The organism is Pedobacter sp. AK013 (genome assembly GCF_014205835.1).
GTDB lineage: Bacteria > Bacteroidota > Bacteroidia > Sphingobacteriales > Sphingobacteriaceae > Pedobacter.
On record NZ_JACHCQ010000003.1, the window covers coordinates 1 to 25,586 of the forward strand.

The window sequence follows — 25,586 nt, forward strand, 5'->3', positions numbered from 1 at the left end:
TTTAGGTGTGGTAACTCAAATATAACACTACAAAGGGTAGACTTAAAGCTACCCTTTTTTATAAACAAAAAAATATTTCTCCGGACAACAGTGAAATAAATTCAGCATGACGACAAACTAATTACTCAAAGGTAAACCTCACATTCTTATAACCCAATCCTTCAATAATTGGCTTAAGCACGGTTGTAGCATTAGTTTTCGTCTGCGTTAAAATGGTCGATTTTTTAACTTCAGCAGTAATTTGCCTTTCGGCTGCTTTATACGCTTCATCTACCAGATCAGCTTCACGAAAGAAAGCCATTTTTGTATCGTAAACACGAGAGTTTTTATGGTCTATTTTTACGTAGCAAATTTCAGGCTGTGGCAAATTTACTACAGCAGTGTCCGCATCAATATCAATATCTTCACGGGTAATTTTTGTTAAGTCGATACAACCTACCGCTTCAGCCTTAACAATCAACAAAACACTAGCCTCGGGCAAAAAATCTGTTTTATTTTTATGCTCTAAAACATCACTGATCTGATACCTCACCAGCTCTAATTTACCAATAGCCTCAATTTTTTCGACTAAAAGCTGGTGTTTGCTTTCTACGGAGGTATTGATACTAAATTTTTTAGAGATAAATAAATATCCTGCAACAACTAAAATTAACCAGGGGAAGAGGCGAAAAAAGAGCTTCATATCGATAAAAACTTGGCTGTGAACATTTGTGTATTTAATCTGTTGTACAATAATTAATCCACAAATCTTCGATTATATTTTTTTGGCAGCAGATTTGTAATAGCAATATCACACACAAATAAAAACTAATCAATATGAAAAAATTTACCATCTTAATGCTTTGCATTGCCACACTAGGTCTGGCTTCCTGCAAAAAAGAAACTATTTACCAAGAATTAAGAGCTAAAACTTATAATTTCACGATTAACTCAAATGAATGGGTGCGTAACGCCAATGGAAGTTATTCTGTAAGTAAGCCTTTAGCCGCTATTGATGGCGTAACATTAGATGACGAAGGCGTTCTAGTCTATTTTGAGCACCCAAGTGATCCAAATGGTGATATTCAATTACCTTACACATTCAATTACAATGCTTTTAGCTATAAAATTTCTAATGGCGGTTTGAGGTTTGATGTTCAAGACACTAATAACTTAACAGCTACGGTGCCTCCCAACTATAACACTTTAGTAAAAGTTGTGATCATTCCGTCTGATTATGCTGGAAATTAAATTTTAAAAGGTCTTTAAAACTCTAAAAAACGACCAATGTTCAACTGAACGTGGTCGTTTTTTTATGTTCTATTATTCCCACATTAAAAGTCTCAAATAAAATGTATTGTATTCTAAAAGTTACAAGTATAATTATAACTTCTAGGAAATTAACAGAAAGTTACAACTACAATTAAAACTCTAAAAAACGACCAATGTTCAATTGAACATGGTCGTTTTTTTTATGCGCCCCCCTGTTTAGCTGTAAGGCACGGATATTCACCCCATTTCTTTCCAAAAGTAATTCCTCATAAAAACCTTTATAGTATACATCTTTCACTTCAAAGCGTCTGCTGCTCCAGTTGTTACTAATCTCGGCCCATTCAGGGTAAAAAACGACGAATTCTTTTTCTGTCTTTAAACCGATTTTTTGAGCATCATTTTGTGTTAAAACCACAGCATTACCCAAAATCTGCGCAGTATAAATGTGTTTAGGATGTTGGTAAATTTCGGATGGTTTTCCTGTTTGTAAAAGTTCGCCATTCTTCAAAATCAATAACTGGTCTGCTAAGAATAAACCATCAGCAGGATCATGCGAAACTAAAATAACTGTTACGCCAGTTTCGGAGGCCACTCGTTTAATATCAGCGCGCAGTTGATTCTTAAGTAAGGCATCAACCTGACTAAAAGGTTCATCTAAAAGCAAAACCTGTGTGTCCGAAACCATTGCTTTGGCGATGGCCACACGCTGCTGCTCGCCCCCACTCAGTTCAATAATCTTTTTATTTTGAAGTGGTAAAATCCGAAGGTGCTCCATAATTTGAAGCGTTTTTTCGGCTTTGGTTTTAAGGTCGGTATTTGATAGCTGTGAAGCAATATTATCATAAACCTTCGCATAAATATTTAATGAAAAATCCTGCGTAACCATTTTCATTTGTTTGTGCCCGGGGATGAGTTGTTCATCGGGTCCTTTAACCCTTTCATCTCCAAAAAAGATTTCGCCCTCATCGGTTTTCAGCAATCCGTAAATGGATTTAAGCAAAGTCGATTTTCCGCTACCGCTCTCGCCAATAATAGCCACCACATCGCCTCTTTTAATGTCGAAACTTACATTTTTAATTCCACCGGCCTGTTCTGCCTGATATTGTTTGGTTAAATTTTTAACGCTGATTAGAATATTGCTCACGTGGTAAAGATAATAAAAAGGTGGAGGGTTTTAAGGTGGAAGGTATAAGGTTAAACCCGGTGTAATTGTTAATATTTTATTTAGAAATTCAGCGAAACTGTATTTATCTTTAAATCAACAAAATACAAAGACATGAAAGCTAAAATCACACTAACACTTGATGATGCTGTTATAGAGCAGGCCAAAATTTATGCGCAAGAGCAAGGTATAAGTTTGGATGAATTTATAGAGAATTGCTTAAAATCTTTAATCGATGAGAATAATCTTACCAAAACTTTAGAACCTGAATTCGATTAATACTTATGTATTTCGATCAGTTTTTTCCCTCTTTTTCTAACACGATCGTCACCCTGAATTTATTTCAGGGTCTTTCATGCTAAAAAGATGTTGAAATAAATCCGATAGCTATTGGATCAGTATAAGGAATCAATCTGGATTAGACGTTTTTAAAACACTTTTAACAAATAATTACTGAATTTAAGCTTATACCAAAAAATCCTATCTCGCCTAACCGAAACAGGATCTGTCTTATTTGTGTGTTGCTGTGTTTTAGTTTAATCCGAAAGTAACCCCGAAGCTCATATTCTTTAAACCAGCTTGCTGAGAAGTGGTAAACATATCGTTAAAGTAATATTTAGTAAACAAACCGATACCGCCGTAACCAAACCTTATAGTACCGCCATAACGAACCGATTGAAAGTGATAACTATCATATTGTTTTTCTTTACCACGCTCTTCGCTTACCTGTTTAATTTTTCCGTTTAACAAAAAGCTAACCTCTGGCCCTAAAACCAAGTAAAATCTTTTGCTGTTTTTGTTCTCGCTGGTACGGAATTCGAAATTTAATGGAATATGTACATAACTGCTCGAGAAACGGTTTTTAGAGAAATGTATGGGTGACTGATCAGTGTAAACAAATTCATTTGAGTTTTTAGCAATGGTAATATCTTTTCTTAAACGGATTAAGGTCCAGTCGAATCCTCCTGCTACATAAACTTTAAAATTAGAGTTAAAACGGTAGCCAAACTGTAAAACATCAAAAGAGAATGTGCTGGTTTTACCACCTTTATAATCCAAGAAATCGTTATTTGGTGATAAATTGAAGCTGCCGTTATCAATTAACCTGGAGAAACCCCAATCAACCCTGGTAAAAGTAATTCCACCTACAAAGCGGCCTTTTTTTACTGAATCTGCAGGCTTTGTCCTAATGATAATGCCATGTCCTTCACTATAATCCATTTTCTTTTTGGTACTATCTTGTTGAGCAAAAGCACCTGGAGCCATAACACCGGCAAGCCCGCTTACCAAAAGTGTTGTATAAATTAGACGTTTCATATATGCGTGTGTTTTATATTGTTAAATGTTGTAAAGTTGAAAGGTTTGAATGTTGAGTACCGCTAACTGATAATTGCCAATTGAAAACTATGAACTGAGAACTGTTATTTCTTACGTTTACCTATTTTAAAAGGACCGATATTGATCGATGCCAGAGAAGAATCATCATCATCCGTACGGAACTGGATCAGTTTATCTTTTCTTTTGTCCATTTTATTAACAATGAGGTTTACCACATCGCCAACATTACGGATGCCTTTACTGCTCTGCTCGTTATCGTTTACAGGCTCATCTGGTTTTACTGCTGTAGCATTAGCAACGATTACAGTTTCCGCTTTGGGTTGAATCGCCTCTTCAATTTTCGTATTGATATCTTTTTTAGGTTCCTCAACTTTGGCTATAACTGTTTCCTGTTTTAGCACCTCAGGTACAGTAATTATACTTTGTTTTTCTTTTAATGTAATAGGTTTCACTTCCTTTTTAACCTTTGTTTTGACAATAGTGCTTGCCGCTTTAGTTAGCGCTGGCAAAACCGGTGCAATATTTTCAACTACTACAGGTGAGGTATCTTTAGCAACAGGTTCCTGTACCTCAGGTTTAGTTTTTTCAATGGTATTACTTGCCAATTGTTTATACTCACTGCTTGTATTTTGTTGTTGATAAAGCAAAATCCCAATTGTAGCGATGAGTAGAACCGCTGCAGCCGATAACCAATAAATTGGTAAAGTTCTTTTTTTCTTCGGCATTATCTCGCTTTCTATATCGCTCCATAAATCCCTTGATGGCGTTACTTCAGCATCTGCAAAAGCATCCTTAAACAACTGATCAAAATCCTTATCCTGTATAGGTTGCATAACCAAATCCCTCCATTTTTATAATTTCTTCTTTTAATATTGCCCTTGCTCTCGATAGTTGCGATTTACTCGCCCCTTCTGAGATACCAAGCGTTTCACCAATTTCTTTGTGTGAGTAGCCTTCTATTACATACATGTTAAAAACCATGCGGTAACCATCTGCCAATTTTTGTATCACCTTCATCAGATCCTGCATCCCTAAAGTGCCAAAATCAAATCCGGTTGATGGTTGCTCGTAAGCTTCGTCTATTTCTACCACATTTAAGCTGCGTAAATTTTTACGGTAACTTTCAATTGCAGTATTCACCATAACCCTTCTAATCCAGCCTTCAAAAGAACCATCACCCCTATACTCTTTTATTTTCTGAAAAATTTTAATGTATCCCATCTGCAGCACATCTTCTGCCTCCATCCTATCTTTGGCGTAGCGCATACAAACGGCCAACATCTTGGATGCCGTTTGCTTGTAAAGCAACTCTTGCATCTTCCGGTCGCCAGCTTTGCAGCCTTCCATCAAATCGTTTATCGTATAGCTTCGCGTCAATTTCATTGTGTGTTTGTATATAGAAGATGGCAGATTACAAACAATGGTTGCATGGGGTGAGAAAAAAAGTTAAATAAAGTTAAAATCAGCTCAACAACAACTGATTATCAATAAGATATAGTTTAAATAAATTTCAAGAAAGATATAGATTTTTTATTTGAAAATGAACATGCAGTATTTCGTCGGGAGCAGCAGTCCCGCTATTCGCTCCAAAGCCTCGGTTCGTTCCTCACCATCGTGTTTTCGCTGCTATCGGGTTTAAAAACCGAGAGAAATGCTTAGAAACAAGAAACCTCGTAGGTTTTGAAACCTACGAGGTTTGAAATCGTATCACCCTCAGCCTTCCTATCTTTTACCTTCCGTCCTTTTTCACCTTAAACAATTTAAAATCCTGTTTATAGGTCAAGAAAAATGAGTGGTTAAACTGAAGTTGTTTATCAGTATGATCTAAATCGATATGTGGCTCGAAACGTACATCAAGGTATAAATGTGGAATTAACTCTTTTTGGTACGCATAACGCAGCGAAACAATGTTTCTGGCGCTTTGCTTCAAGCCTGGGCTATATAAATTATCAGAAACCGATTCGTATAATGGCATGCCCTTAATCGAAATAAAGTTATTACCTTTCCAATAAGAGGCCACCAAACTTCCCCATTTACTTTCTACACCTGCATTTAACCATAAACTAAAACCACCTTGGTAGGCCCTTCTTTTATCAGGAGAAAAATCTTTGTAAACAGCGATATAGTTATCAGTATATACCTGTTTAATATTGCTGTTAATATCTTTATGCAACTTAATACCCGTTGCACCGTTAAACATGGTGGTAATCGGGATTTCTTTCAGAACATCAATCTGCCCACCTTGATGAAAAGCCAAAAACTGTGCAGGAATGCTCAATTTCCAGTCATCATTTTTGATTAAAAAACTCTCCGTAGATAATCCGCCTATAATTTCTTCTTTGGTCGGATCACCCTTATAGATCATTTTTTGCCAGGCAATCCAGGCATCTAAAGTAAATTTCTTACGTTCAACCAATAACTGTGTTCCGTATTCAATCGGCGTGGTTAGAATTCTTTCGAAATCGTATAAAGGTTCAATATATTTATGCTGAATATTGCCTTCTAAACTTCCAAAAATTAGCGTAAGGTTTCTTTTATGGTATTTTACGCTGAACAATGGTTTCGCATCCGAAATCCCGTTTCGTCCAAAATCCTTTCTAATAAATGCACCAGCAGTGACGGCCAGATTTGGATGCGCGTAGTAAACGATTTGCGGCTGCAACTGCGTTCCATAATAAGTATAACCATCATGAAAATCGTTGGTGTATTCATAATTGCGGACGTAGTTTAAATTGTAAAAATTAAAGTGCACCTCATTGGTTAAGCTACTATCAGGACGGATCCGATTTTCAAAAGCCAATTGATTAAACTGAGCCGAAGCGAAATAAGTACTAAAAAGAAATGGTATTAAGAGTAAGGCCTTTTTCAGACCTGTATTTGTAGACATAGGCTTGGATTTTATCGCCCAAATTTAGAATAGTTTTTTATTAAAATATCAAGTAACAGGTATCAAGTACAAAGAAGTTTACGCAAAGTAAACAAAGTTTTATTCAAGTATCGAGTATTAAGTATTAAGATAAAAGTTTTGAAGGATTTGTTTTGATACTTATTACTCAATACCAATTACCCCTTATTTCTTCAATCGATAATTCTTATATAATTTAACTGCAATCATAATCGCCAGTGCAATGCCCATTATACCAATTAAACCATAAATCCAGTTGATTGCACTTTTTAAGATTACAACAAATACAATAGCAATCATAAAAATAGTGGCCAGCTCCCGCCATAACCTCAGCTGAAAGCTACTTAGCCTGTATTGGTTGTTTTTAAGCTGTTTAACAATATTTTGACAGATGAAATGATAAATGAGTAAACCAACAACAAAACCGAGCTTTACCCACATCCAATCGGCTTGAAGCAAGCCCGAATTTAAGGTTAACATAGATACACCCGCCAAAACAGAAATGATCATTGCCGGGGTAGCAATAATTTTCCATAAAGTACCCTCCATTTTAACAAACTGTTTCTGAAGAATACTTTTTTCGGGCTCTGGTTTATCGTTTGCTTCTGTATGGTAGATAAAAAGACTTAAAATATAGAATAAACCAGCCATCCAGCTAATTACAAATACGATATGTACAGCAAGGAAGTAATGATAATATGGCAATAAGGTTTCTATCATTATTTTATTTTATTCAAAATATAGGTCTCTATCCAATTCGGAATATTCAAAAACTCAAGATTTAAAATTCCGTTTTTAATATTTCCAACATACATATGTTTACCTTCTGAATTATCCCAAAGATAAGTTTCATCAACTTCTTTTAACATATCTATAAGTAAATCCATTGTAAGAAAATAGCGCTTCTCAATCTTGTCTTCACCAACAACATGGCCACCTTTTTTTACCCTATCTTTTACTCGTTCTAAGTTTATTATTGGTGTTTCTGTTCCAATAAAATATAAATAAACCTTATAGTCATTTTGATGAGCAAATTCGATTAATTCTAACTTCGATGGATGAGAAAAAACTGTTTCAAAAGAAAATGATTTCTTGGATTCAATTAATTTATGACGAATAAAGTCAGCTATTATTGCAAAATGATAGGAGTTATAATCATGAAAATTATGCTCTCCCTTTACAATAACATTCTCTTTTACAACTAAATTCCAATTTTCTATTGAAAAGCCAGCTTTAGTATATAAGCCATTTGTTACATTGAATTTTTCAAATTCGGATTGAGTACAATTAATATCGAAGTCGGAAAGGTTTAAAAAATTATTTCTCTTAAAGTCTGATTCTAAATTATCAGCATTTACAAAAAGTTTAGTAGAGAAATAGATTGGTTTAATTGAATAATAAATCGTTGTTTTTCCAGAACCATTTGGTCCTGCAAAAATTCTTAACTTAGGCTTAGTGGCCATGATTAAAAAAGTTTAATCCTTTTTTTAGCAACTCTTTTTTTAGCAAAATTTCCAGAAGAAATTTTTACAGTATCTCCATTGTTATAAGTTCTGTAAACACCATCAGCCTTCACCTCCGTTCTTCCCAAATCCATAGCATCAACCACGCGAAGAACATCATCCATCGTTTTATTTATGGCACTAATTACCTCTTTTATTGGTAATTTATCTTCGTCACTTAATGATTTAACTGTCATGGATGATAATATAATTTAAACTAATATAAGCAAAATGAGTAGAATTTTAGGCCATTAATACCTAAATTCCTTCACTACCTCAATAGCATACTTCACATTATCGAAAGGAATATCTGGCATAATACCATGACCTAAGTTAAAGATAAATCCTTCAGTACCGCGCATGCGTTCGAATAACTTATGGATCTGCGCTTTAATTACTGCTTTATCGGCATATAAAATATGTGGATCTAAATTACCCTGTACGGCAATACCTTTTGGCAAAGCATTTTTAATGTTCAATAAATCAGCATTCCAATCAACCGAAATTACATCTGGCTTTGCTTCTGCCATAATCGGTGCAAAAACAGAACTTCCTTTACAGAAAGAAATCACCGGAATATCTTTTCTGTTTAAGTTGGCAATAATTTCCTGTATATAACGGTGCGAAAACTCTTGGTAATCATTCCACGATAAAGCCAGCGCCCAACTGTCGAAAATTTGAACAGCATTAACACCTGCAGCGATCTGAAGGTTCAGATAATCTGCTGTTACTTTTGCAATTTTAGCCAAAAGTTTGTGTGCTAATTCTGGTTGGTTGTGTATAAAGAGCTTGGTTAATTTAAAATCTTTAGAAGAACCTCCTTCTATTAAATAACTCATTACGGTAAATGGCGCACCTGCAAAACCGATTAATGGAATTTTGTTATCCAATCGTTGTTGAATCACTTTAATCGCATCAGCAACATATTGCAATTCATCCAAACAATCAACATTTAGGTTTTCGATGTCTTTAGCATTACGTACAGGATTTGCAAATTTAGGACCAACACCTTGAGTGAAGCTTAAATCGCCACCCATAGCCTCTCCGGTTACCAAAATATCACAGAATAAAATCGCCGCATCAATATCCAACAAATCAACAGGTAACATGGTCACATCAGCCGCAATTTCTGGAGTTTTACACATCTCTAAAAAAGAGTATTTGTTTTTAATTTCCCAATATTGTGGCATAAAACGGCCTGCCTGACGCATCATCCATACTGGTGGGCGTTCGGTTTGTTTTGAAAATGCTGCGTCTAAAAATAAGTTATTCTTCATGATTTGTAGTAATATTCCATTTATCGTCATGCTGAATTTATTTCAGCATCTTTCTATCTAGTTAGCTCCTGAACTGAATTCAGGATGACGTATGGATAAAAATTTTAATTGCGCAAAGGTATAAATAAAAAAAAAACGAAGTACCTTTTTATCAAAAACTGGTGCTTCGTTTGTTCAAAATGACAATAGTTGTATTATATCTTGCCAATTTCCTTTTCTATTTTCACAATAATGTCTTTCGATCGTTGCGTTTCTGCAAGCTCTTTGGCCAATTTGGTATAAGCTTCTGCTCTTTCCCTGTCTTTCTTCCGCAAAGCCAGATTAGCCAAATGGATCAGCACATAAGATTTTTCATTCTTACCTCCTACCGGAAAGCGGCTTGCCAACTGAAAGTGATATTCAGCTTTATCATAGTCTTCTTCTTTCAAAGCTATATTGCCCTGCATGAATTCGTAGTAACCTCTGCGGCTTTTAGCCAAGCGCTCCGGCTTAACCACCTCAGCCAATAAGGCTTTGGTTTTGCCGAATTCATTATTCTTGAAATGCTTCGATGCCATTAACACCGAACTGTGCTTAAAATGGCTCCAAACAACAAAGGCAAACAATAGTCCTGAAACAGCCGCTAGCTGGTATTGACTATAAAATACACAAACCAATGCAGCAAGCGCAAAAACTGCCATTAAAGCATATCTGCCCTTATTATTGTACATTAATGACTATCGGTAAATTTATAGCCTACACCACGGATAGAGTGGAAATAAACTGGATTTTTTTGATCTGGCTCGAAATACTTACGGAACGTTAAAATAAAGTTATCTATTGTTCTGGTTGACGGGTAAACATCATAATTCCAAACAGTTTCTAAAATCTGCTCTCTTGAAACGGCATCATTTTTACGCTCGATCAACAGTTTCAACAACATCGTTTCCTTTTTAGTTAACGGTGTGATGGTACCATCATCATGTTTCAGTTCGAAAGAGTTAAAATAGATTGTTTTATCACCGATTTTGTAAGAATTCAATTCTTTTAAATCATCAGATTTTAAACTGCGTTTAACCAAAATACCAACACGAAGAATTAATTCTTCCAAGTTGAATGGTTTAACCAAATAATCGTCAGCTCCTTTTTTCAAACCTAAAACACGGTCTTCTGAAGTGTTTTTAGCTGTTAAAAACATAATCGGAACTTCTGCATTCTCTAAACGAATTGTTTCGCAAACCTGGAAACCATCCATCTCAGGCAACATTACATCTAAAATAATTAGATTAAAGCGTTCTTCTTTAAAAATTTTAAGAGCGGTTTTACCGTCTTTAACGGCGTGAACTTTATAACCCTCAAGTTCAAGGTTTAATTTGATAGCGTCTAACAAGTGATCCTCGTCTTCTACCAATAGAATTCTTAATTTTTGTGACATAATTGAGATTAACTAAATGTTACTTCAAAAATACTTCCTTGAGGCAAATTGTCTTTTACTGTAATATCTGCATCATGGTATTGTAAAACCTCTTTCACAATAAACAAGCCTAAACCTGTTCCTTTCGCTTTTCTGACATTCTCGTTACCAACGCGGTAAAACTTATCAAATATCAACATTTTTTCGGCATCTGAAATACCTGGCCCCTGATCCATCACACTTAATTGAATATGCCCATCTACCTTGTTTAAATGCACATTTATCTCATCACATGGGTTCGAATACTTCACTGCATTCTCAATTAAATTCGTTACTACTGACGATAAGGCAAATTTGTCACCTACTATCTGCAAATTTGGCTGAATTTTAGCATTTATGATCTGCTCGCAGCCGCAGGAATGAACTTGTAGCCTATCGGTAATTTTATATACTAATTCTGAAAAATTAAATTCTTCTTTCGGAAAAGTATACGAACGGTTTTCGATCTTGGTGGCCAGCAACATATTTTCGACCAGATCATCCAAACGTTCAATGTCTTTTAATGAATTGTTTAATAATGAAGTTTGGCGTGCCTTATCCAGATCCCGCTTAACAATGGTTTGAATAGAAAGTTTTATTGCCGCCAAAGGCGATTTCAGCTCGTGTGTAATCGACATTAGGAAATTCTGCTGTTGCTCTCTTAACTTATCTTCACGTTTTAACGATTGGTGAAGGAAATACCCACCGATACAGAGCAAAAACAAAAATACTGAACCTTCGCCCATAATCATCGTCATGCGGCTCGGCTGCAAACGCACCACCAATGTTCCCCACGAAACGAGTTGAATGAGTGCGTAAAGCAATAATGCGTAAAATATGATGATAGATTTCTTCATTCGTCGATTTTTCCTTCGGATTGATTACACAGTTTTTTGGATTTCACAGATTGTTTTTTTTCATCCTTGCTTAAAAAAGTCTTACTTCTTAAATACTAAATCCAATGCTTCAAAAATAGCGCGTTTCGCTTTCTCTAATTCAATCTTAGTATGTGCTGAAGATACGAAACCAACCTCATATCCCGATGGCCCCAAATAAATTCCTCTATTCAATAACTCCCGGTGCATAATTTTGAATTTCTCCATGCTGCTGGCATCAATATCATCAGCAGATTGGATTTTATCTTTATCGGTAAAAGCAAACCAGAAAATAGAACCAATGGTAAATACCTTAAATTTATAGTTACGTGCGGTTGCAAAACGTTGAATGCTGGCCACAAATTCTTGCGCTTTATTATTCAGATCCTTATAAAAACCAGATTTATTCAATTCGGTCAAAGTTGCAATACCCGCTGCCATGGCCACCGGATTTCCAGATAAGGTACCAGCCTGATAAACACCACCATCAGGGGAGATATGCGCCATAATTTCAGCACGTGCGCCATACATCCCAACAGGTAATCCACCGCCTATGATTTTGCCATAAGTAACAATATCTGGTGTAATGCCATAATGTGCAGCCGCCCCTTCAAAACCTACCCTGAAACCAGTAATAACTTCATCAAAAATTAAAAGGGAACCGTTATCAGTACAGATTTTACGCAAGAAATGGATATACTCTTCATCTTGCATAATCAATCCATTATTTGCCGGAATGCCTTCTATAATTACTGCAGCAATCTGATTTTTAAACTGGGCAAAAGCTTGTTCGATAGCTGTTTTGTCATTTAAAGGAACAACAATGGTTTCTTCGGCAAAAGATTTTGGTACACCTGCAGAAGAAGTTTCGCCAAAAGTAACCAAACCAGAACCTGCTTTAACCAAAAGCGAATCGCTATGGCCATGGTAACAGCCTTCGAACTTTAAAATTTTATCACGACCGGTAAAACCTCTTGCCAAACGTATCGCCGACATTACGGCTTCAGTACCAGAGCTCGTAAAACGGATTTTCTCCACAAAACGGTTGTTTTTGATAATCAGCTCTGCCAATTCATTTTCCAAAGCCGTTGGCGCGCCAAAACTCATTCCGTTTTGCATTACCTCGGTAACTTTTTCGCGGATTTTTGGATTGTTATGTCCTAAAATTAATGGCCCCCAGCTACCACAAAAATCGATAAACTGATTTCCATCTGCATCCCATATATAACAGCCATCACCTTTTTCGATAAAAAGTGGTGTACCGTAAACAGATTTAAAAGCCCTAACAGGTGAGTTTACCCCACCAGGGAAATACGTTTTTGATTTCTCGTACAGTTCGGCAGATTTTACCCTCGAAATATCAGGTTTACTACCTGTATTTACCGGAATATCGGCTTCGTTGCCTGAAAACATTTTCTTTAATGAATCTAACATTTTTTTAAGCTAAAAGCTGAAAGAATAAAGCTTAAAGCGAAGAATAAAGTGTATACATCATCACTTTGTTTTTTTGCTTTAAGCTTTCAGCTTATCTAAATCCAGTTGTTATTTAAAATATCTTTTATATGGTAAGTGGTAATAATACTTGCACCTGCACGTGCGAAGGCATGCATCGTTTCCATTACTACTTTTTGTTCGTCAATCCAACCGCGTTCGGCAGCTGCTTTTACCATGGAGTATTCGCCAGATACATTGTAAACCGCAATTGGCAAATTGCTATCCTGTTTTAACCTTTGGATAATATCCAAATAGGCCAAACCTGGTTTCACCATTAAAACATCAGCGCCTTCCTGTTCATCTAAAGCTGCCTCGCGCAAGGCCTCTAATGGGTTTCTGAAGTCCATCTGATACGCTTTTCTATCACCTTTACTTGGTGCACAGTCTGCTGCTTCTCTAAATGGGCCGTAATAAGCCGAAGCAAATTTTGTGGCATGGCTCATAATGGCTGCATTGATGAAACCATTTTCATCTAAGAGATTACGTATGACTTCAATCCTGCCATCCATCATATCTGATGGCGCTAACATATCAGCACCAGCTTCAGCATGTGTTAAAGCCATTTTAGCAATTACTTCAACTGTTTTATCATTTTGAACATAATCGTTTTCTAAAATACCGCAATGGCCATGCGTGGTATAAGAGCAAACGCAAACATCGGTAATTACATATAAATCATCTCCGAATTGTTTTTTTAACTCGCGTACCGCAGTTGGCACTAAGGAATGATTGTGATAAGCAGATTTAGCATCTTCCGATTTTTCATCACCTACACCAAAAAGCATAACCTTGTTCAGCCCTTTTTTCATTCCAAGCTCCACATCTTTTACCAAGGCATCAACCGAATAATGGTTTACGCCTGGCATGGCATCAATGGTATGGGTAACATTACTGCCCGGCACTACAAAATAAGGGTACACAAACATATCTTTCGATAACCGTGTTTCGGCTACCATCTCTCTCACCAACGGGTTTTTCCGTAATCTACGCGGACGATTTAACATATTTTATTCTATTTAGTATCAAGCGTTAACGCTAGCTATTTGTTTTACTGTTTAAGAAGCAAACCATTGAGATGCTGAAACAAGTTCAGCATGACGAACCAGGCACGCGATGCCTTGGATAGTAATATTTTCTTTATGCTTTGGTCTTTTTAGCTTTAAACTTATCTTATTTCTATTCCAAATACTGCTTCAGCCAATCCGATTTCATCAGGAGAATAAGGCAAAACATACTTCACACCCATTTCATCAAATTTCTTACCCGTTGAATTTCCAATGGCAATTACCTGTTGGCCCGGTTCCAACAAATTGTCAACGAAATACGCATCAACATTTGATGGACTGGTAAAAATGAGCACATCGGCATAACTCTGGTCTATATCTTCTTCGATTACCGTTTCGTAAATCGGTAGATCGATTATTTTAGCATCAGCAGGTAGTGATTTTTGAATCGACTGCAAAGAATCCTGTGCTCTCGGAAACAGTACTTGCTGACCGCCAACCAATTGCGCAAAATCTTCAGCAACCTCGGTAATATCGCCACTTTCGCCAACAAAATCGGCAATATGGCCAAATTTACGCAAGGCATCTTCCGAACCTCTTCCAACTACTCCAAATTTGGTTTTCTTTGGCATTACTGGTTTTAAGTTGAAAAAATATTCGACACTGTTGCGGCTACTGAAGAAAACCCAGTCTACATGTCTTAAGATAAACTGATCTAAAACAGTTACTATCGGAAACGTACGGATTAACGAACGGCCTTCTATTTCAATATTATTATTTTCTAAAGCCCTACGGAAATAACTGTGCTCACCAATTTCACGCGAAATGAAAACCTTTGTCGGCTTTTTTCTGTCTTTATTAAACTTGTCGACAATTTTTTCTGCCAAACCTTCGGTACTTTCTGCGCGTAAAAATAAACGCTCAGGAAAATCTTCGGCTGTTTCGGCTTTCGATGTCCATATTTCGAATTTTCCGTTTTCCTTTTTACAATAACAGCCTAAAGGCATGTGGCAACCGCCTTCAAAAAGGTTTAAAACCTTACGTTCTACAGTAACTGTTTCCGCTGTATGCGGATCGTGCAGTTTTTGCAGTGCATCAAAAAGCTCGGTATCATTTTCCCTGATCTGAATAGCTAAAGCGCCTTGTGCAGGAGCAGGGATAAACTCAGTGGTTTCCAATTCTTCTACATGTAAATCGCTTACATCAAGATTTAAGCGCTTAACACCTGCTTTTGCGATCAAGATCGCATCGTAATCTTCATCACGGAGCTTCTGGATACGCGTGGGTACATTCCCGCGTAAATCTTCAACCTCTAAATCGGGGCGTAAGCCCAGTAACTGCGCTTTACGGCGGTTAGATGAAGTGCCAACCATTGCACCTTTTTTTAACGACAACTTTTGTGAAACATCTACACAATCTTTTAAAATCAAAAGATATTCGCTTGCTTCCTCTCGTGGTGGTAAAGCAGCAATAATTAATCCTTCGGGATGCGTAGTAGGTAAATCTTTAAGGCAATGTACTGCCAGATCAATTGTTCCACCCAAAAGCTCTTCTTCCAGCTCTTTGGTAAAAAAGCCTTTACCCTCCAGTTTGTCCAATCTTAAATTCAGGATTTTATCACCCTGTGTTTTAATGATTTTTATTTCCGCTTCAATTCCAATGGCCGCCAATTCATCTTTGATATGATTTGCTTGCCATAAAGCCAGGTCGCTACCGCGTGTTCCAATGGTTAATTTCTTCACTATAAAGGTTAAATGAGTTACAAATTTAATTTAATTAGTGGTTTATACCATGAATTGTTTAAAAATGAGACAGTGAGGTTACAGAACCTATAATTTAAAGGATTTCTGTGACATTAGGAGATTGATTTGTCATTCTGAGCGCAACGAAGAATCTATCTGTGATGCAAGATGTTTCCATCTTACACTTAATCCATTTAAAATCCGAAAAGCCAGGTATTACTACCTGACTTCAAGATGTTATTTCTGGGTCTCCTGAAAAGGAAGATCCTTCATTTCATTCAGGATGACAGAAAAAGAATATTGAAAAAACGATAAAAGCTAATCTTGACGTTCTTTGCGCCTACTCTTAGCGATCTTTGCGGTAAAATTAAGATTGGTTAACCAAAATTTCTTTGGCCATTACCATCGGAACGCTTATGTATTTTTTCTCCATGTAGTTCATTACACGTTCTAAAACTTCTCGTGAGGCTTCATCCATCTGACTAATTTCATCGGCAAATACGCCATTTATGGCTGTATTTTTGATTTCTTTAATCTTTCTTGGCACTTCTTGCATGGCAAGTTCTATACGGCGTTGTTTTAAAACAGAGAAAAATTCGGTAATGTTGTTGCTGATAATTTCTTCGGCATGCACCAGTTCGTTATAACGTTCCTGGATATTTTTGCGTGCCACCTCTTTCAGCGATTCTACCTCAATATAATGTACAGGATTGTTATGGATCACTGCAGGCGTAACATCATTTGGAATGGCTAAATCTACAATTACCTTTTTGCCCTGGTCACCATTTAAAAGTTTAGCGTATAACGCTTCAGTAATAATCGCCTCGGTTGAACCTGTACAGGTAATGATCACATCAAATCCTTCATTAAAATCTTCAAGTGCTGCTAAGGGATAAGCCTTACCACCTAGCTCTCCTGCCAAAGATTCGGCCTTGGAAAAGGTACGGTTGAAAATTGAAAAATTTGAATATTTATGTTTGTTAAGATATTTTGCAATATTCTGATTGGTTTCGCCAGCACCTATAATTAAAATACGCGAGTTACCGCACATGTTCAACTCTTTTAGCTTACGGTAAGCCAATGAAACAACAGAAACGGGATTTTTTGAAATATTGGTATGTGTGTAAACTTCTTTTGCAGTTTTAACCACACGATCCATAATCATACGCATGTAATCGCCTGTAAATCCCGCATCGCGGCAGTTTTCGTAAGCTTTACGGATCTGGGCAAGAATTTCCTTTTCGCCAACCACCAAACTCTCTAAAGAGCACGATGTTCTAAGCAAATGGTTAAAAGCTTCTTCGTTTTCGTATACCGTAACATTATCCAGGAAACGCTCCATAAATTCGGGAGGCAGGCCCATGTCTAAAACAGTAAGAAATCTGGTTACAAATTCCTTGTTTGTTTTCTCTTTGGTAAGGAAAACAAACTCCACACGGTTACAGGTTCCAATATAAAAAATTTCGCTAACGGGAAGTTCTGCTTGAACATTCTTCAACCTGCTATCTAAACTCTGATCACAAATAACTAATTTCCCTAAAGATTTCAGGTCGATGTGGTGATGCGTAAAAGCTATTACTTTTAAATATTCCAAGTGCTTCCGTTATTAACTATTATCGGGATACAAAAGTAACATGGTGAATGCATGTGACTGTCATTAACCTGTAATTTACATCAATTTAGAACGGTTTTAAATAAAGGGTTTGAAGATTAAATCAAGCCTGATTGATTTACGTTAGCAAACCAATCAGGCTTGATTTTTCTTTAGATTATGCCTCCTTTTACGTTCTAGCTAGGTGTAAACACTTTTTTGTCCACTACAGTATAATACGTAATTACGCCAAAATGGTTGCCTGCATCTGGCTTTTTAATTTATTTTTCAGTGATATAGGAAAGCGTTTTTGGTTTTTTATTGTTGATTTATCCTGATATTGATCACTTTTCAGTCATTGTTTAGTTTAAATAACATGCGTGTTATTTGAAACGCAATAACGGTGCTATTGGGAAGGGTTCCGTCTTGCTGTACATTCCTTCTGAAGAAAAGTCGGGATTCATTTCCATCAGGGCTATTTAATAGGGGTTGTGATTAATATTCTTCTATTTTAAACAGCAAACACCACAACAAAATTAGATTTCGTAGGTTTATATTTTAAACCAATTCCTTTAAATTATGATTACACAAAGCAATTTTAGCCTTAGCGGTGCTGATGGAAAATTAATTATCGGTGATATCACTTTCGATGAGAAAAATCCCAATACGCCCATCATACTTTTTGTACACGGCTTTAAAGGTTTTAAAGATTGGGGCGCACACAATTTAGTAGCCAGGTATTTTGCCAGCAATGGTTACCGTTACATCAAGTTCAATTTATCGCATAGCGGTGTTCCGGTTGATGATCCTAAAGATGTAACTGATATGGATGCCTTCGCCTCCAATATCGTATCAAAAGAGCTTTTTGACTTAAATGCTGTACTCGATTTTATCGAAAAAGTCTACGGTAAAGACACAAAAGTAAACCTCATAGGCCATAGCCGTGGAGGTGGTTTATCCATTATTGAGGCTGCAAACGATTTAAGGATCAACAAACTAGTTACTTGGAGCGCCATTGGTGATTTTAGTAGTCTTTGGAAAAAAGAACAGGAAGCAGAATGGAAAAAAACAGGTAAAATATTCGTCACCAATGCCCGTACTAAAGAACAGATGCCGTTAAATGTAACTTTATTGGAAGATCTGGAAGAAAATGCTGCAACATTGAATATTTTAGAAGCAGCCAAAAGGATTAATATCCCTTGGTTAATTATCCATGGCGATGATGATGTAAATGTTCCTTTAGAAACTGCTAAAGCCCTGGCAGAGGCCAACCCAAATAGCAGATTGGTAAAAATTGAAGGAGCTAACCATGTTTATGGCGCTACCCAACCTTATGCCAGCGAAACTTTACCACCGCTTTTGTTTAAGGTTTGTGAAAAAGTAATCACCTTTATAAATGAAGTTTAAATTAATTATCTTGGGCCATCATAAATTATGGCTCAAGATAGAATCAACTTCTCAGGCTTCAATCAAGCTCTATTTAAGAAGATCTTAATTGGATTAACATTATTTTCCTCTTTTATCCTTTTTCTCGACAGTAATTTCTCGCCCGTAAAATCAAATGCTGAATTTATTGTTGATTTTGAGGGCTATCGCTCCAAAAACGGAAGAGAACGCATTTTTAGTGTTCAAACCCTTTATGAAAAATATAGGATCCCACCTAAACTTTTCAATGAAATAAATGAGAAAGATTCCCTGCTAATCTATAGATCAAAAATAACCGGCATTATTTTATATTATGGTTTGCGGAAACCAAATGTAATTATCGCTTGTAAAACGCGTTTTCTTAAAGATGATTTTTTTGGATTAGTTACCAGTACTATAGGTGTTTTTCTGGCAACAATTCTTTATTTTAATGATAAACTATCACAAAACGTTACCCTTCAAGGAATTTTAGTTTTTTTAATTATCATTTCTTTGGTATTCCTAAGAAACTACTTTGGTGGAAATTATTTATGGGAGTTCTAATTTCTTCAATATTAATCAACCCCTCTTCTCACAAAATTACGCATATCGCTGCCGCTTGGGCTTTGGAAGATTTCGAGATCGAAATAAGGTACCGCAGCCAGCAGGTGATCAAAAATATCTGCCGCCACTTCTTCAAAACGTTTTAAGCCTTTTTCTTTCGAGAATACGTAAATCTCAATTGGCAGCCCGTTTTCTGTGGCTTGTAACTGCCGTACCATAAAGGTGAGTTCCTTATTAATATGTGGATTGCTTTCGAGGTATTTTTCGGCATAAACCCTAAAAGTTCCGATATTGGTCATGTGGCGGCCATTAACCAGATTATTGGGATCTACCGTATTTTCGGCATTATAACGTTCTATAAATTGTTGTGTTTCTTTGAGGTAATCTTTCAAAAAATCGATGCTCTGTAGTCTTCCTATCAACTCTTCATCACAGAATTTAATACTCGAAATTTTGATATTGATGTGGCGTTTAATCCTCCTGCCTTCACTTTCTTCCATGGCGCGCCAGTTTTTAAACGATTCGCTCACAATGGCATAACTTGGTACAATGGTTACGGTTTTGTCCCAGTTCCGTACTTTAATGGTGGTTAAATTAATTTCGGTCACCTCGCCATCTGCACCATATTTCTCAACAGTAATCCAGTCGCCTACCCTCACCAGATCAATAGCACTCATTTGTACCGAAGCCACAAAACCTAAAATCGGATCTCTAAAAACCAAAATAAACACAGCGGTAACCGCACCAAAACCACCAAAAATATACAATGGTGATTCGTTTAGCAGGATGGACAGAATAAGGACAAAACCTACAATGTAAAAAACAATTTTAGCTACCTGTTTATAACTTCTTATAGGTTTATCGGCATATTTCTTTGATGATTCCATGATAGACACTAAAGCATTTAAAAATGCATTTACTGCAAACATCACCGCTAAAACCATGTAGATTTTAGCAAAAATCAAGGCATAAAATAACCCGTTTTTAAAATCGATAAAAAGGTAAGGAACAGCATTGTAAATAATATAAGCACCAAATATTAATGCAAATGCCCTAAAAACACGGAATTCGAACAGCGCTTTTTGCCAATCTGATTTGGTTTTTGCACTTTTTACAACGCCAATAAAAAGTTGTCGGGTTAAAAATATGGTAATGAACAGAAATAAGATTACACCAAGCAGCCCGATAAAAAAGTAAGCATAAATGAGTTCGCCACCGGCAAGGCCATTGCTTGCCAGCCAGTTTCTAAGTTCGTTAAACAGGAATTGAAACTCCGGTATTTTCATCAAGGCAATTTAGGATTTATTGGTTAGAAAATTAAATGGTGTGTGACTTGTCTGTAATGTCATTAACCACAGATTAAGAGGATACACACAGATAAAATCCAAACTCCTCAGTCTGTGTCAGATCGAAACTCAAAAATTAATAATTTAACTAGAAGTGGTCTGTGGGGACACAAACCACGGCACAAATAAAAATAACTATAAAAAATGGTTTGTAGGAACACAAACTAGCGCAAAAAGATTGCTTCGTCGTTCCTCCTTGCAACGGCGATTAGTTCTTTTCTACCCAGTTCCCGTCATCTTTGATAATATCAATCAGTTCATCCAAAGCGTAAGCAGTAGTTACATTTTTCTTTACTACTTCTTTACCACGGTATAAAGTAATTTTATCAGGCCCAGTGCCCACATAACCATAATCGGCATCGGCCATTTCGCCAGGGCCATTAACAATGCAGCCCATAATACCAATTTTTATTCCTTTTAAATGATCTGTACGCGAGCGGATCAGTTGCGTGGTTTCCTGCAGATCGAAAAGTGTTCTACCGCAACTCGGACAAGAGATGTACTCTGTTTTACTAATGCGTGTACGTGTAGCCTGCAAAATCCCAAAACTGGTAGAATTAATCAACGATAGGTTTTGGCCTTGCGCATCAATCCATACACCATCCCCAAATCCATCAGTAAATAAAGCACCGATATCGGTTGCAGCATAAAGCATTAAATGATCGGCATCTGCATCTTGATAAGTTCTTTTTATAATTACCGGAACTTGGATATTTTTCGCTTGCAATTCAACAAAGAATGCTCTTTGCTCGGCCATTCCGTGAGTGGCTGAGGTTTTGAGGATTAGAACAACATTGGTTAACTGGTTAATTGTTAAATTGGTTAATTGCTGCGCATCAACATCAACAAAGTTCAACAGTTCATCCCTAGTCTCAATTTTACTAAATTCTTCAAAAGAGAATAGTGGGTGGCAATTGTTCTTATCTTTAAGTTTTACCCAGGTTTCGTAATTATAAACTTGCTTTAAATTTCCAGGGAAGGAAAAAGATGGCAAATTATCACCTAAAAAGGCTAAATCGCAAGCCTGGTCGACCAAATTATATTTATCTAAACCTGCACTATAATTGTAACCAACAGAACTTAAAAAGTAAGGGTCTTTCAAATTTTCTTTCGAAACATCGATCATCACTACTGGGTGGTGGTGCCCGCCAATATGCTGTACAGGATTGGTAATTCTGCGGTTGTATTCGTAAGGGCTGTAAGTTGGGCGGAGGGCGTGTGGCGTGGACTGTAGATTAATCGACTCCTGACTTCCGACTTCGGACTTCGGGCTTCTTAAGGCATATCGGCCTGCCAGAGCTTTAGCTACAGGCGCTTCAAATTCAGGATCTTCAGTTAACGAAACACGGATGGTATCACCTAAACCGTCTTCTAATAGGGTTCCAATACCAACGGCTGATTTAATACGGCCATCTTCGCCATCACCAGCTTCAGTAACACCTAAATGCAAAGGATAATTCATCCCCTCTTTCGCCATGGTTTCTACCAATAAGCGATAGGCTTGAACCATCACCTGGGTATTACTGGCTTTCATCGAGATCACCAGGTTATAGTAATTCTGGTCTTCGCACATACGGATAAATTCCATTGCCGATTCAACCATTCCGCGGGGCGTATCGCCATAATGGCTCATAATCCTGTCTGAAAGCGACCCGTGGTTAGTGCCGATGCGCATGGCAGTGCCATACTCTTTACAGATTTTAACTAAAGGGATAAACTTTTTGTAAATCCTGCTTAACTCCGCATTGTAAGCATCTTGTGTGTATTCTAAATTTTCGAATTTCTTTTTATCTGCATAATTGCCTGGGTTAACCCTTACTTTTTCTACAATACGTGCAGCCATTTCGGCAGCATTAGGCGTAAAATGGATATCTGCAATTAATGGCACATTATAACCACGGAAACGTAGTTCTTTTTTAATATTGGCCAGATTTTCGGCTTCTTTAATGCTAGGTGCAGTGATACGAACATACTCGCAACCCGATTCTACCATGCGGATGGTCTGCTCTACCGTACCCAAAGTATCCATGGTATCGGTGGTTGTCATCGATTGAATCCGGATTGGATTGTGCCCACCTAAAGCAATATCACCTATGTTAACTTCACGGGTTAAATATCTCGAATAAGCCGTTAAACTGTTGCAATATCCGCCAGCCAGATCATGTTTTGCCAATATATTTTCCATCTGTTTGCAAAGATAAGGATTGTTGGAATGTTTTAATGTTGGAATGTTGTAAAAGATAATGCCAGGGAAAGTCGAATAACCTTAATTGTTTTTTATTTATCCAAAAACGAAAGTACTTTGGTATTAAATTCTGAAACCATTTCTACAGGAACGTAATGCGAAGCACCCTTAAAAATAAAAAGCTGAGATTTAGGAATATTAGCTGCAATAAACTTTGTGTGTTTCTCTAAAATCATATCCTTCTCACCCGCCATTACTAAAACTGGTGCTTTAATATGCTTTAAATCTAAAGCTGTAATATGTGGCTCAGTAAGCAACATGGTGAATAATCGAACCTGATATTTAGATTTAACATCCTGTTTGGTTTTCAAACTTTCAATTGCTTTGCTAACCTCTTCTAAAGTGCTGGCCGAAACTGCTTCATTCGGGTTTGTACATGCACCGGTTACAGCGAGCTTCTTCACATATGTAGGATATTTGGCAGCCATAATCAGTCCTGTATTGCCACCGTCACTCCAACCTAAAATGTTTGTTTTGCTGATATGCAAAGAATCGAGCAAGGTTTTCATATCCTCAGCGTAAAGGTCATATGAAAGTGGCCCAACACTAGAATCGGTACTTTTTCCTTGCCCCCTGGTATCTACGGCAATAACTTTATATGTTTTGGCGAATGTTTTAATCTGTTTTTTAAAAACATTAATAGATTGACTATTTCCATGTAACAACAACAATGGTTCACCTTTTCCATAGGTTTCATAATATAATTCAGCATCTTTTACTTTTACTTTACCTGATGCTGCAGTATTGCCTCCGTAATTAATGGGCTGTGGGGCATTAGGATCATAATCTAATTTTATTTTTGCCTGGCTGATATCTACACCATCAATCAATACCTGAACATCATCAATCCACAGCTTACCCGAACCATACAGGGCTGGCCAAAAACAAATCCTTCTGGCATCGTGGCTTAATGGCAATATTAAACTATACTGTTGCCAATCTCTATTACCAGATATCCGGGTTTTTAATGAATTTTTGTATTGTAACATATCATAGTCTTGGTCATCAATACGAACCGAAAAATCAACATGATGTGCTACATCTTTAAGCTTGGCATATAATCTTATTTCTACTTCGCGGCCTTCGTATTTTGAGAGAATAAAAATTCCAGATTGAACATATTTTGCCGCCCCGTCGCTATTGAGGTTTTCAATTAATAGAGAATGTTGCCCACTATGTTTTTCTATTGTATCGGTAATTATCATAACTCCTTTCGAATTATCGATACTAAACCATTTTGAAGCAAATTTTGTATTTGATATTAACTTTTCAAAACCTAAATTATACTCATCCGCTGCATATTTTAACGAATCTGATGAGGTTTGAGAAAAAGAGGAAAGCTGATAAAAAGCAAAAACTATAGTGAAAATTGAACGTAACATATATTAGATTAATTTTTACTAAAACTAACAAATAGAACAATGGCATATTTTTATTTAACATCTTTTAACCGACCACCGAAATTGAAAACGTTCAACTTAATTATGGCAGCTAAGCCTGATGTGCATGAGAAAATTCTGAATTTAAATGGCTTTTTCTGAAAAGCAATACCAGCATTGCTTGGCAAATGTAGTCCTGCTCCCGCTTCTGCCGATGGAAATATCGGCATCCCGCTTTGATCAGGTTTATTTTTTAACGGTGGGTGGGTTTGGCATCATTGCACTGGCCCAGGTTTACTAAACGGGATGGAAGCGGCATCCTTTGGCTGTCACAGCCTGAGCATAGTCGAAGACCAGCCAAAGATATAGCGTACAGCCCGGCTAACGAAAATAGTTGTATTGACTTGCTTTTCTAACTTATATTAACCGATCCTTAATCACCAAGGTATTGGCTGCAATATCGTGCCAGCACTGGTTTTTCTTATTGAGGAAACTGTATAAATAACCAAAGAAAACAGGAATTACAGATAAGATTTTAGAAAAATTCCTCACCAGGGAAATACCGAAAGAAACCCGGCTCCCTTCTAAATCGGTTACTTTAATATTGAGGAGTTTTTTACCAATGGTAGCCTGACTTTTAGACGCCTCGGCAATGCTGCCATAAATGAGTTTAAAGATAAATATGGATGGAAATGGGATTAGAAAAGCCATAATCCGCTGATCTTTGCCTTCAATAAAAATATAGCTCGTTAAAATAATGATGCTATATATTCCAAAAATAATAAAATGATCAATCACCGATGCCAACAGCCTTTGATCGAAAGCGGCAAAATATTGGGGCGCAGTTTTTTGATAACTAAAACCCAAAAGCTCACGCAATTCGGGAATTGCGTGAGCTTCTTTATAATCGTCCATTCCGGGTTTACGTATAAAAGTATTCGCACTAATGTTTAAATCTTTCAGTTCGGTTAAACTATATGGCCCTTGTGGCTTTCCATTAATTACCACTATATATTGATCAGGATTCATTAGATTGGATCAGGATTATGAGATTAGGATTGTAAGATCAGCATTT

Annotated in this window: 26 protein-coding genes; 4 read left to right on the forward strand and 22 right to left on the reverse strand. The window is 36.8% G+C overall.

The window, feature by feature from the left end:
* Window positions 1-121: 121 nt before the first annotated feature.
* A complete protein-coding gene (locus tag HDC90_RS02615; RefSeq protein WP_184463617.1) occupies window positions 122-682 on the reverse strand; it encodes a DUF4230 domain-containing protein in 561 nt (186 codons plus the stop codon).
* 134 nt (window positions 683-816) lie between these two features.
* Here HDC90_RS02615 and HDC90_RS02620 point away from each other — a divergent pair, with 134 nt between their 5' ends.
* Entirely contained in the window at window positions 817-1,230 is a 414-nt protein-coding gene (locus tag HDC90_RS02620; RefSeq protein ID WP_184463619.1) for a hypothetical protein, read from the forward strand.
* A gap of 172 nt (window positions 1,231-1,402) precedes the next feature.
* On the opposite strand, the gene HDC90_RS02625 is transcribed toward HDC90_RS02620, so the two are convergent.
* The gene (locus HDC90_RS02625; RefSeq protein ID WP_184463621.1) at window positions 1,403-2,395 is read right to left on the reverse strand and encodes an ABC transporter ATP-binding protein; all 993 of its coding nucleotides are present in this window, start codon (window positions 2,393-2,395) and stop codon (window positions 1,403-1,405) included.
* Between the two features lie 132 nt (window positions 2,396-2,527).
* On the opposite strand from HDC90_RS02625, the gene HDC90_RS02630 reads away from it, so the two are divergent.
* Window positions 2,528-2,692, forward strand: coding sequence for a DUF6364 family protein (locus HDC90_RS02630; protein ID WP_184463623.1), 165 nt, complete (start codon window positions 2,528-2,530; stop codon window positions 2,690-2,692).
* A 252-nt stretch (window positions 2,693-2,944) separates the two neighbouring features.
* On the opposite strand, the gene HDC90_RS02635 is transcribed toward HDC90_RS02630, so the two are convergent.
* The 15 genes from HDC90_RS02635 to hemA all read right to left on the reverse strand — a co-directional run bounded on the left by HDC90_RS02635 (window position 2,945) and on the right by hemA (window position 17,576).
* Window positions 2,945-3,730: an outer membrane beta-barrel protein gene (locus tag HDC90_RS02635; RefSeq protein WP_184463624.1), complete on the reverse strand. Its 786-nt coding sequence runs from the start codon at window positions 3,728-3,730 to the stop codon at window positions 2,945-2,947.
* Window positions 3,731-3,834: 104 nt separating this feature from the next.
* On the reverse strand, window positions 3,835-4,584 hold the full coding sequence (locus tag HDC90_RS02640) for a hypothetical protein (protein WP_184463626.1): 750 nt from the start codon (window positions 4,582-4,584) through the stop codon (window positions 3,835-3,837).
* Window positions 4,565-5,134, reverse strand: a complete 570-nt coding sequence (locus HDC90_RS02645; protein WP_025146912.1) for an RNA polymerase sigma factor — start codon at window positions 5,132-5,134, stop codon at window positions 4,565-4,567. The genes HDC90_RS02640 and HDC90_RS02645 overlap by 20 nt, the downstream gene beginning before the upstream one ends.
* Before the next feature lie 346 nt (window positions 5,135-5,480).
* Complete coding sequence (locus tag HDC90_RS02650) at window positions 5,481-6,638, reverse strand: hypothetical protein (RefSeq protein WP_184463627.1); 1,158 nt, start codon at window positions 6,636-6,638, stop codon at window positions 5,481-5,483.
* A 183-nt stretch (window positions 6,639-6,821) separates the two neighbouring features.
* Window positions 6,822-7,376 (reverse strand): CopD family protein, encoded by a 555-nt coding sequence (locus HDC90_RS02655; protein WP_184463629.1) that lies wholly within the window; start codon window positions 7,374-7,376, stop codon window positions 6,822-6,824.
* Complete coding sequence (locus tag HDC90_RS02660) at window positions 7,376-8,119, reverse strand: hypothetical protein (RefSeq protein ID WP_184463630.1); 744 nt, start codon at window positions 8,117-8,119, stop codon at window positions 7,376-7,378. Before HDC90_RS02660 ends, HDC90_RS02655 begins: the two co-directional genes overlap by 1 nt.
* 2 nt (window positions 8,120-8,121) lie before the next feature.
* Window positions 8,122-8,355 (reverse strand): hypothetical protein, encoded by a 234-nt coding sequence (locus HDC90_RS02665; RefSeq protein ID WP_184463632.1) that lies wholly within the window; start codon window positions 8,353-8,355, stop codon window positions 8,122-8,124.
* A gap of 54 nt (window positions 8,356-8,409) precedes the next feature.
* A complete protein-coding gene (gene hemE / locus HDC90_RS02670; RefSeq protein WP_184463634.1) occupies window positions 8,410-9,435 on the reverse strand; it encodes a uroporphyrinogen decarboxylase in 1,026 nt (341 codons plus the stop codon).
* Window positions 9,436-9,629: 194 nt separating this feature from the next.
* Window positions 9,630-10,145, reverse strand: coding sequence for a hypothetical protein (locus tag HDC90_RS02675; protein WP_184463636.1), 516 nt, complete (start codon window positions 10,143-10,145; stop codon window positions 9,630-9,632).
* Window positions 10,145-10,849: a response regulator transcription factor gene (locus HDC90_RS02680; RefSeq protein WP_025146905.1), complete on the reverse strand. Its 705-nt coding sequence runs from the start codon at window positions 10,847-10,849 to the stop codon at window positions 10,145-10,147. Before HDC90_RS02680 ends, HDC90_RS02675 begins: the two co-directional genes overlap by 1 nt.
* A gap of 8 nt (window positions 10,850-10,857) precedes the next feature.
* Window positions 10,858-11,724 carry a sensor histidine kinase KdpD gene (locus HDC90_RS02685; protein WP_184463638.1) on the reverse strand — a complete coding sequence of 289 codons (867 nt, stop codon included), beginning with the start codon at window positions 11,722-11,724 and terminating at the stop codon, window positions 10,858-10,860.
* An 81-nt stretch (window positions 11,725-11,805) separates the two neighbouring features.
* Window positions 11,806-13,176, reverse strand: coding sequence for a glutamate-1-semialdehyde 2,1-aminomutase (hemL, locus tag HDC90_RS02690; protein ID WP_184463640.1), 1,371 nt, complete (start codon window positions 13,174-13,176; stop codon window positions 11,806-11,808).
* Between the two features lie 95 nt (window positions 13,177-13,271).
* Window positions 13,272-14,240, reverse strand: coding sequence for a porphobilinogen synthase (hemB, locus tag HDC90_RS02695; protein ID WP_184463642.1), 969 nt, complete (start codon window positions 14,238-14,240; stop codon window positions 13,272-13,274).
* Between the two features lie 161 nt (window positions 14,241-14,401).
* Window positions 14,402-15,982 (reverse strand): hydroxymethylbilane synthase, encoded by a 1,581-nt coding sequence (gene hemC / locus HDC90_RS02700; RefSeq protein ID WP_184463644.1) that lies wholly within the window; start codon window positions 15,980-15,982, stop codon window positions 14,402-14,404.
* A gap of 367 nt (window positions 15,983-16,349) precedes the next feature.
* The gene (gene hemA / locus HDC90_RS02705) at window positions 16,350-17,576 is read right to left on the reverse strand and encodes a glutamyl-tRNA reductase (protein ID WP_184463646.1); all 1,227 of its coding nucleotides are present in this window, start codon (window positions 17,574-17,576) and stop codon (window positions 16,350-16,352) included.
* 576 nt (window positions 17,577-18,152) lie between these two features.
* Here hemA and HDC90_RS02710 point away from each other — a divergent pair.
* Both HDC90_RS02710 and HDC90_RS02715 read left to right on the forward strand, forming a co-directional pair.
* Complete coding sequence (locus HDC90_RS02710) at window positions 18,153-18,980, forward strand: S9 family peptidase (protein WP_184463648.1); 828 nt, start codon at window positions 18,153-18,155, stop codon at window positions 18,978-18,980.
* Window positions 18,981-19,007: 27 nt separating this feature from the next.
* Complete coding sequence (locus HDC90_RS02715; RefSeq protein ID WP_184463650.1) at window positions 19,008-19,541, forward strand: hypothetical protein; 534 nt, start codon at window positions 19,008-19,010, stop codon at window positions 19,539-19,541.
* A gap of 11 nt (window positions 19,542-19,552) precedes the next feature.
* On the opposite strand, the gene HDC90_RS02720 is transcribed toward HDC90_RS02715, so the two are convergent.
* From HDC90_RS02720 to HDC90_RS02740, 5 genes are all read right to left on the reverse strand, one after another.
* A complete protein-coding gene (locus HDC90_RS02720) occupies window positions 19,553-20,827 on the reverse strand; it encodes a mechanosensitive ion channel family protein (protein ID WP_184463652.1) in 1,275 nt (424 codons plus the stop codon).
* Between the two features lie 268 nt (window positions 20,828-21,095).
* The gene (gene ispG, locus HDC90_RS02725; protein WP_184463654.1) at window positions 21,096-23,072 is read right to left on the reverse strand and encodes a (E)-4-hydroxy-3-methylbut-2-enyl-diphosphate synthase; all 1,977 of its coding nucleotides are present in this window, start codon (window positions 23,070-23,072) and stop codon (window positions 21,096-21,098) included.
* Between the two features lie 92 nt (window positions 23,073-23,164).
* Window positions 23,165-24,514, reverse strand: a complete 1,350-nt coding sequence (locus HDC90_RS02730) for an alpha/beta fold hydrolase (RefSeq protein ID WP_184463656.1) — start codon at window positions 24,512-24,514, stop codon at window positions 23,165-23,167.
* A 50-nt stretch (window positions 24,515-24,564) separates the two neighbouring features.
* Window positions 24,565-24,741, reverse strand: a complete 177-nt coding sequence (locus tag HDC90_RS02735; RefSeq protein ID WP_184463658.1) for a hypothetical protein — start codon at window positions 24,739-24,741, stop codon at window positions 24,565-24,567.
* Between the two features lie 187 nt (window positions 24,742-24,928).
* Entirely contained in the window at window positions 24,929-25,540 is a 612-nt protein-coding gene (locus HDC90_RS02740) for an RDD family protein (RefSeq protein WP_184463660.1), read from the reverse strand.
* Window positions 25,541-25,586 lie beyond the last annotated feature (46 nt).

Bases quoted from the DNA above. Each gene is read 5' to 3' on its own strand.
- HDC90_RS02675 (WP_184463636.1), bottom strand. From the start codon at position 10,145: ATGTACAATAATAAGGGCAGATATGCTTTAATGGCAGTTTTTGCGCTT.
- ispG (WP_184463654.1), bottom strand. From the start codon at position 23,072: ATGGAAAATATATTGGCAAAACATGATCTGGCTGGCGGATATTGCAAC.
- HDC90_RS02740 (WP_184463660.1), bottom strand. From the start codon at position 25,540: ATGAATCCTGATCAATATATAGTGGTAATTAATGGAAAGCCACAAGGG.
- hemL (WP_184463640.1), bottom strand. From the start codon at position 13,176: ATGTTAGATTCATTAAAGAAAATGTTTTCAGGCAACGAAGCCGATATT.
- HDC90_RS02715 (WP_184463650.1), top strand. From the start codon at position 19,008: ATGGCTCAAGATAGAATCAACTTCTCAGGCTTCAATCAAGCTCTATTT.
- HDC90_RS02645 (WP_025146912.1), bottom strand. From the start codon at position 5,134: ATGAAATTGACGCGAAGCTATACGATAAACGATTTGATGGAAGGCTGC.
- HDC90_RS02655 (WP_184463629.1), bottom strand. From the start codon at position 7,376: ATGATAGAAACCTTATTGCCATATTATCATTACTTCCTTGCTGTACAT.
- HDC90_RS02685 (WP_184463638.1), bottom strand. From the start codon at position 11,724: ATGAAGAAATCTATCATCATATTTTACGCATTATTGCTTTACGCACTC.
- HDC90_RS02640 (WP_184463626.1), bottom strand. From the start codon at position 4,584: ATGCAACCTATACAGGATAAGGATTTTGATCAGTTGTTTAAGGATGCT.
- HDC90_RS02710 (WP_184463648.1), top strand. From the start codon at position 18,153: ATGATTACACAAAGCAATTTTAGCCTTAGCGGTGCTGATGGAAAATTA.
- HDC90_RS02620 (WP_184463619.1), top strand. From the start codon at position 817: ATGAAAAAATTTACCATCTTAATGCTTTGCATTGCCACACTAGGTCTG.
- hemE (WP_184463634.1), bottom strand. From the start codon at position 9,435: ATGAAGAATAACTTATTTTTAGACGCAGCATTTTCAAAACAAACCGAA.
- HDC90_RS02630 (WP_184463623.1), top strand. From the start codon at position 2,528: ATGAAAGCTAAAATCACACTAACACTTGATGATGCTGTTATAGAGCAG.
- hemB (WP_184463642.1), bottom strand. From the start codon at position 14,240: ATGTTAAATCGTCCGCGTAGATTACGGAAAAACCCGTTGGTGAGAGAG.
- HDC90_RS02735 (WP_184463658.1), bottom strand. From the start codon at position 24,741: ATGCCGATATTTCCATCGGCAGAAGCGGGAGCAGGACTACATTTGCCA.
- HDC90_RS02665 (WP_184463632.1), bottom strand. From the start codon at position 8,355: ATGACAGTTAAATCATTAAGTGACGAAGATAAATTACCAATAAAAGAG.
- HDC90_RS02615 (WP_184463617.1), bottom strand. From the start codon at position 682: ATGAAGCTCTTTTTTCGCCTCTTCCCCTGGTTAATTTTAGTTGTTGCA.
- HDC90_RS02720 (WP_184463652.1), bottom strand. From the start codon at position 20,827: ATGAAAATACCGGAGTTTCAATTCCTGTTTAACGAACTTAGAAACTGG.
- HDC90_RS02680 (WP_025146905.1), bottom strand. From the start codon at position 10,849: ATGTCACAAAAATTAAGAATTCTATTGGTAGAAGACGAGGATCACTTG.
- HDC90_RS02650 (WP_184463627.1), bottom strand. From the start codon at position 6,638: ATGTCTACAAATACAGGTCTGAAAAAGGCCTTACTCTTAATACCATTT.
- HDC90_RS02635 (WP_184463624.1), bottom strand. From the start codon at position 3,730: ATGAAACGTCTAATTTATACAACACTTTTGGTAAGCGGGCTTGCCGGT.
- HDC90_RS02660 (WP_184463630.1), bottom strand. From the start codon at position 8,119: ATGGCCACTAAGCCTAAGTTAAGAATTTTTGCAGGACCAAATGGTTCT.
- HDC90_RS02730 (WP_184463656.1), bottom strand. From the start codon at position 24,514: ATGTTACGTTCAATTTTCACTATAGTTTTTGCTTTTTATCAGCTTTCC.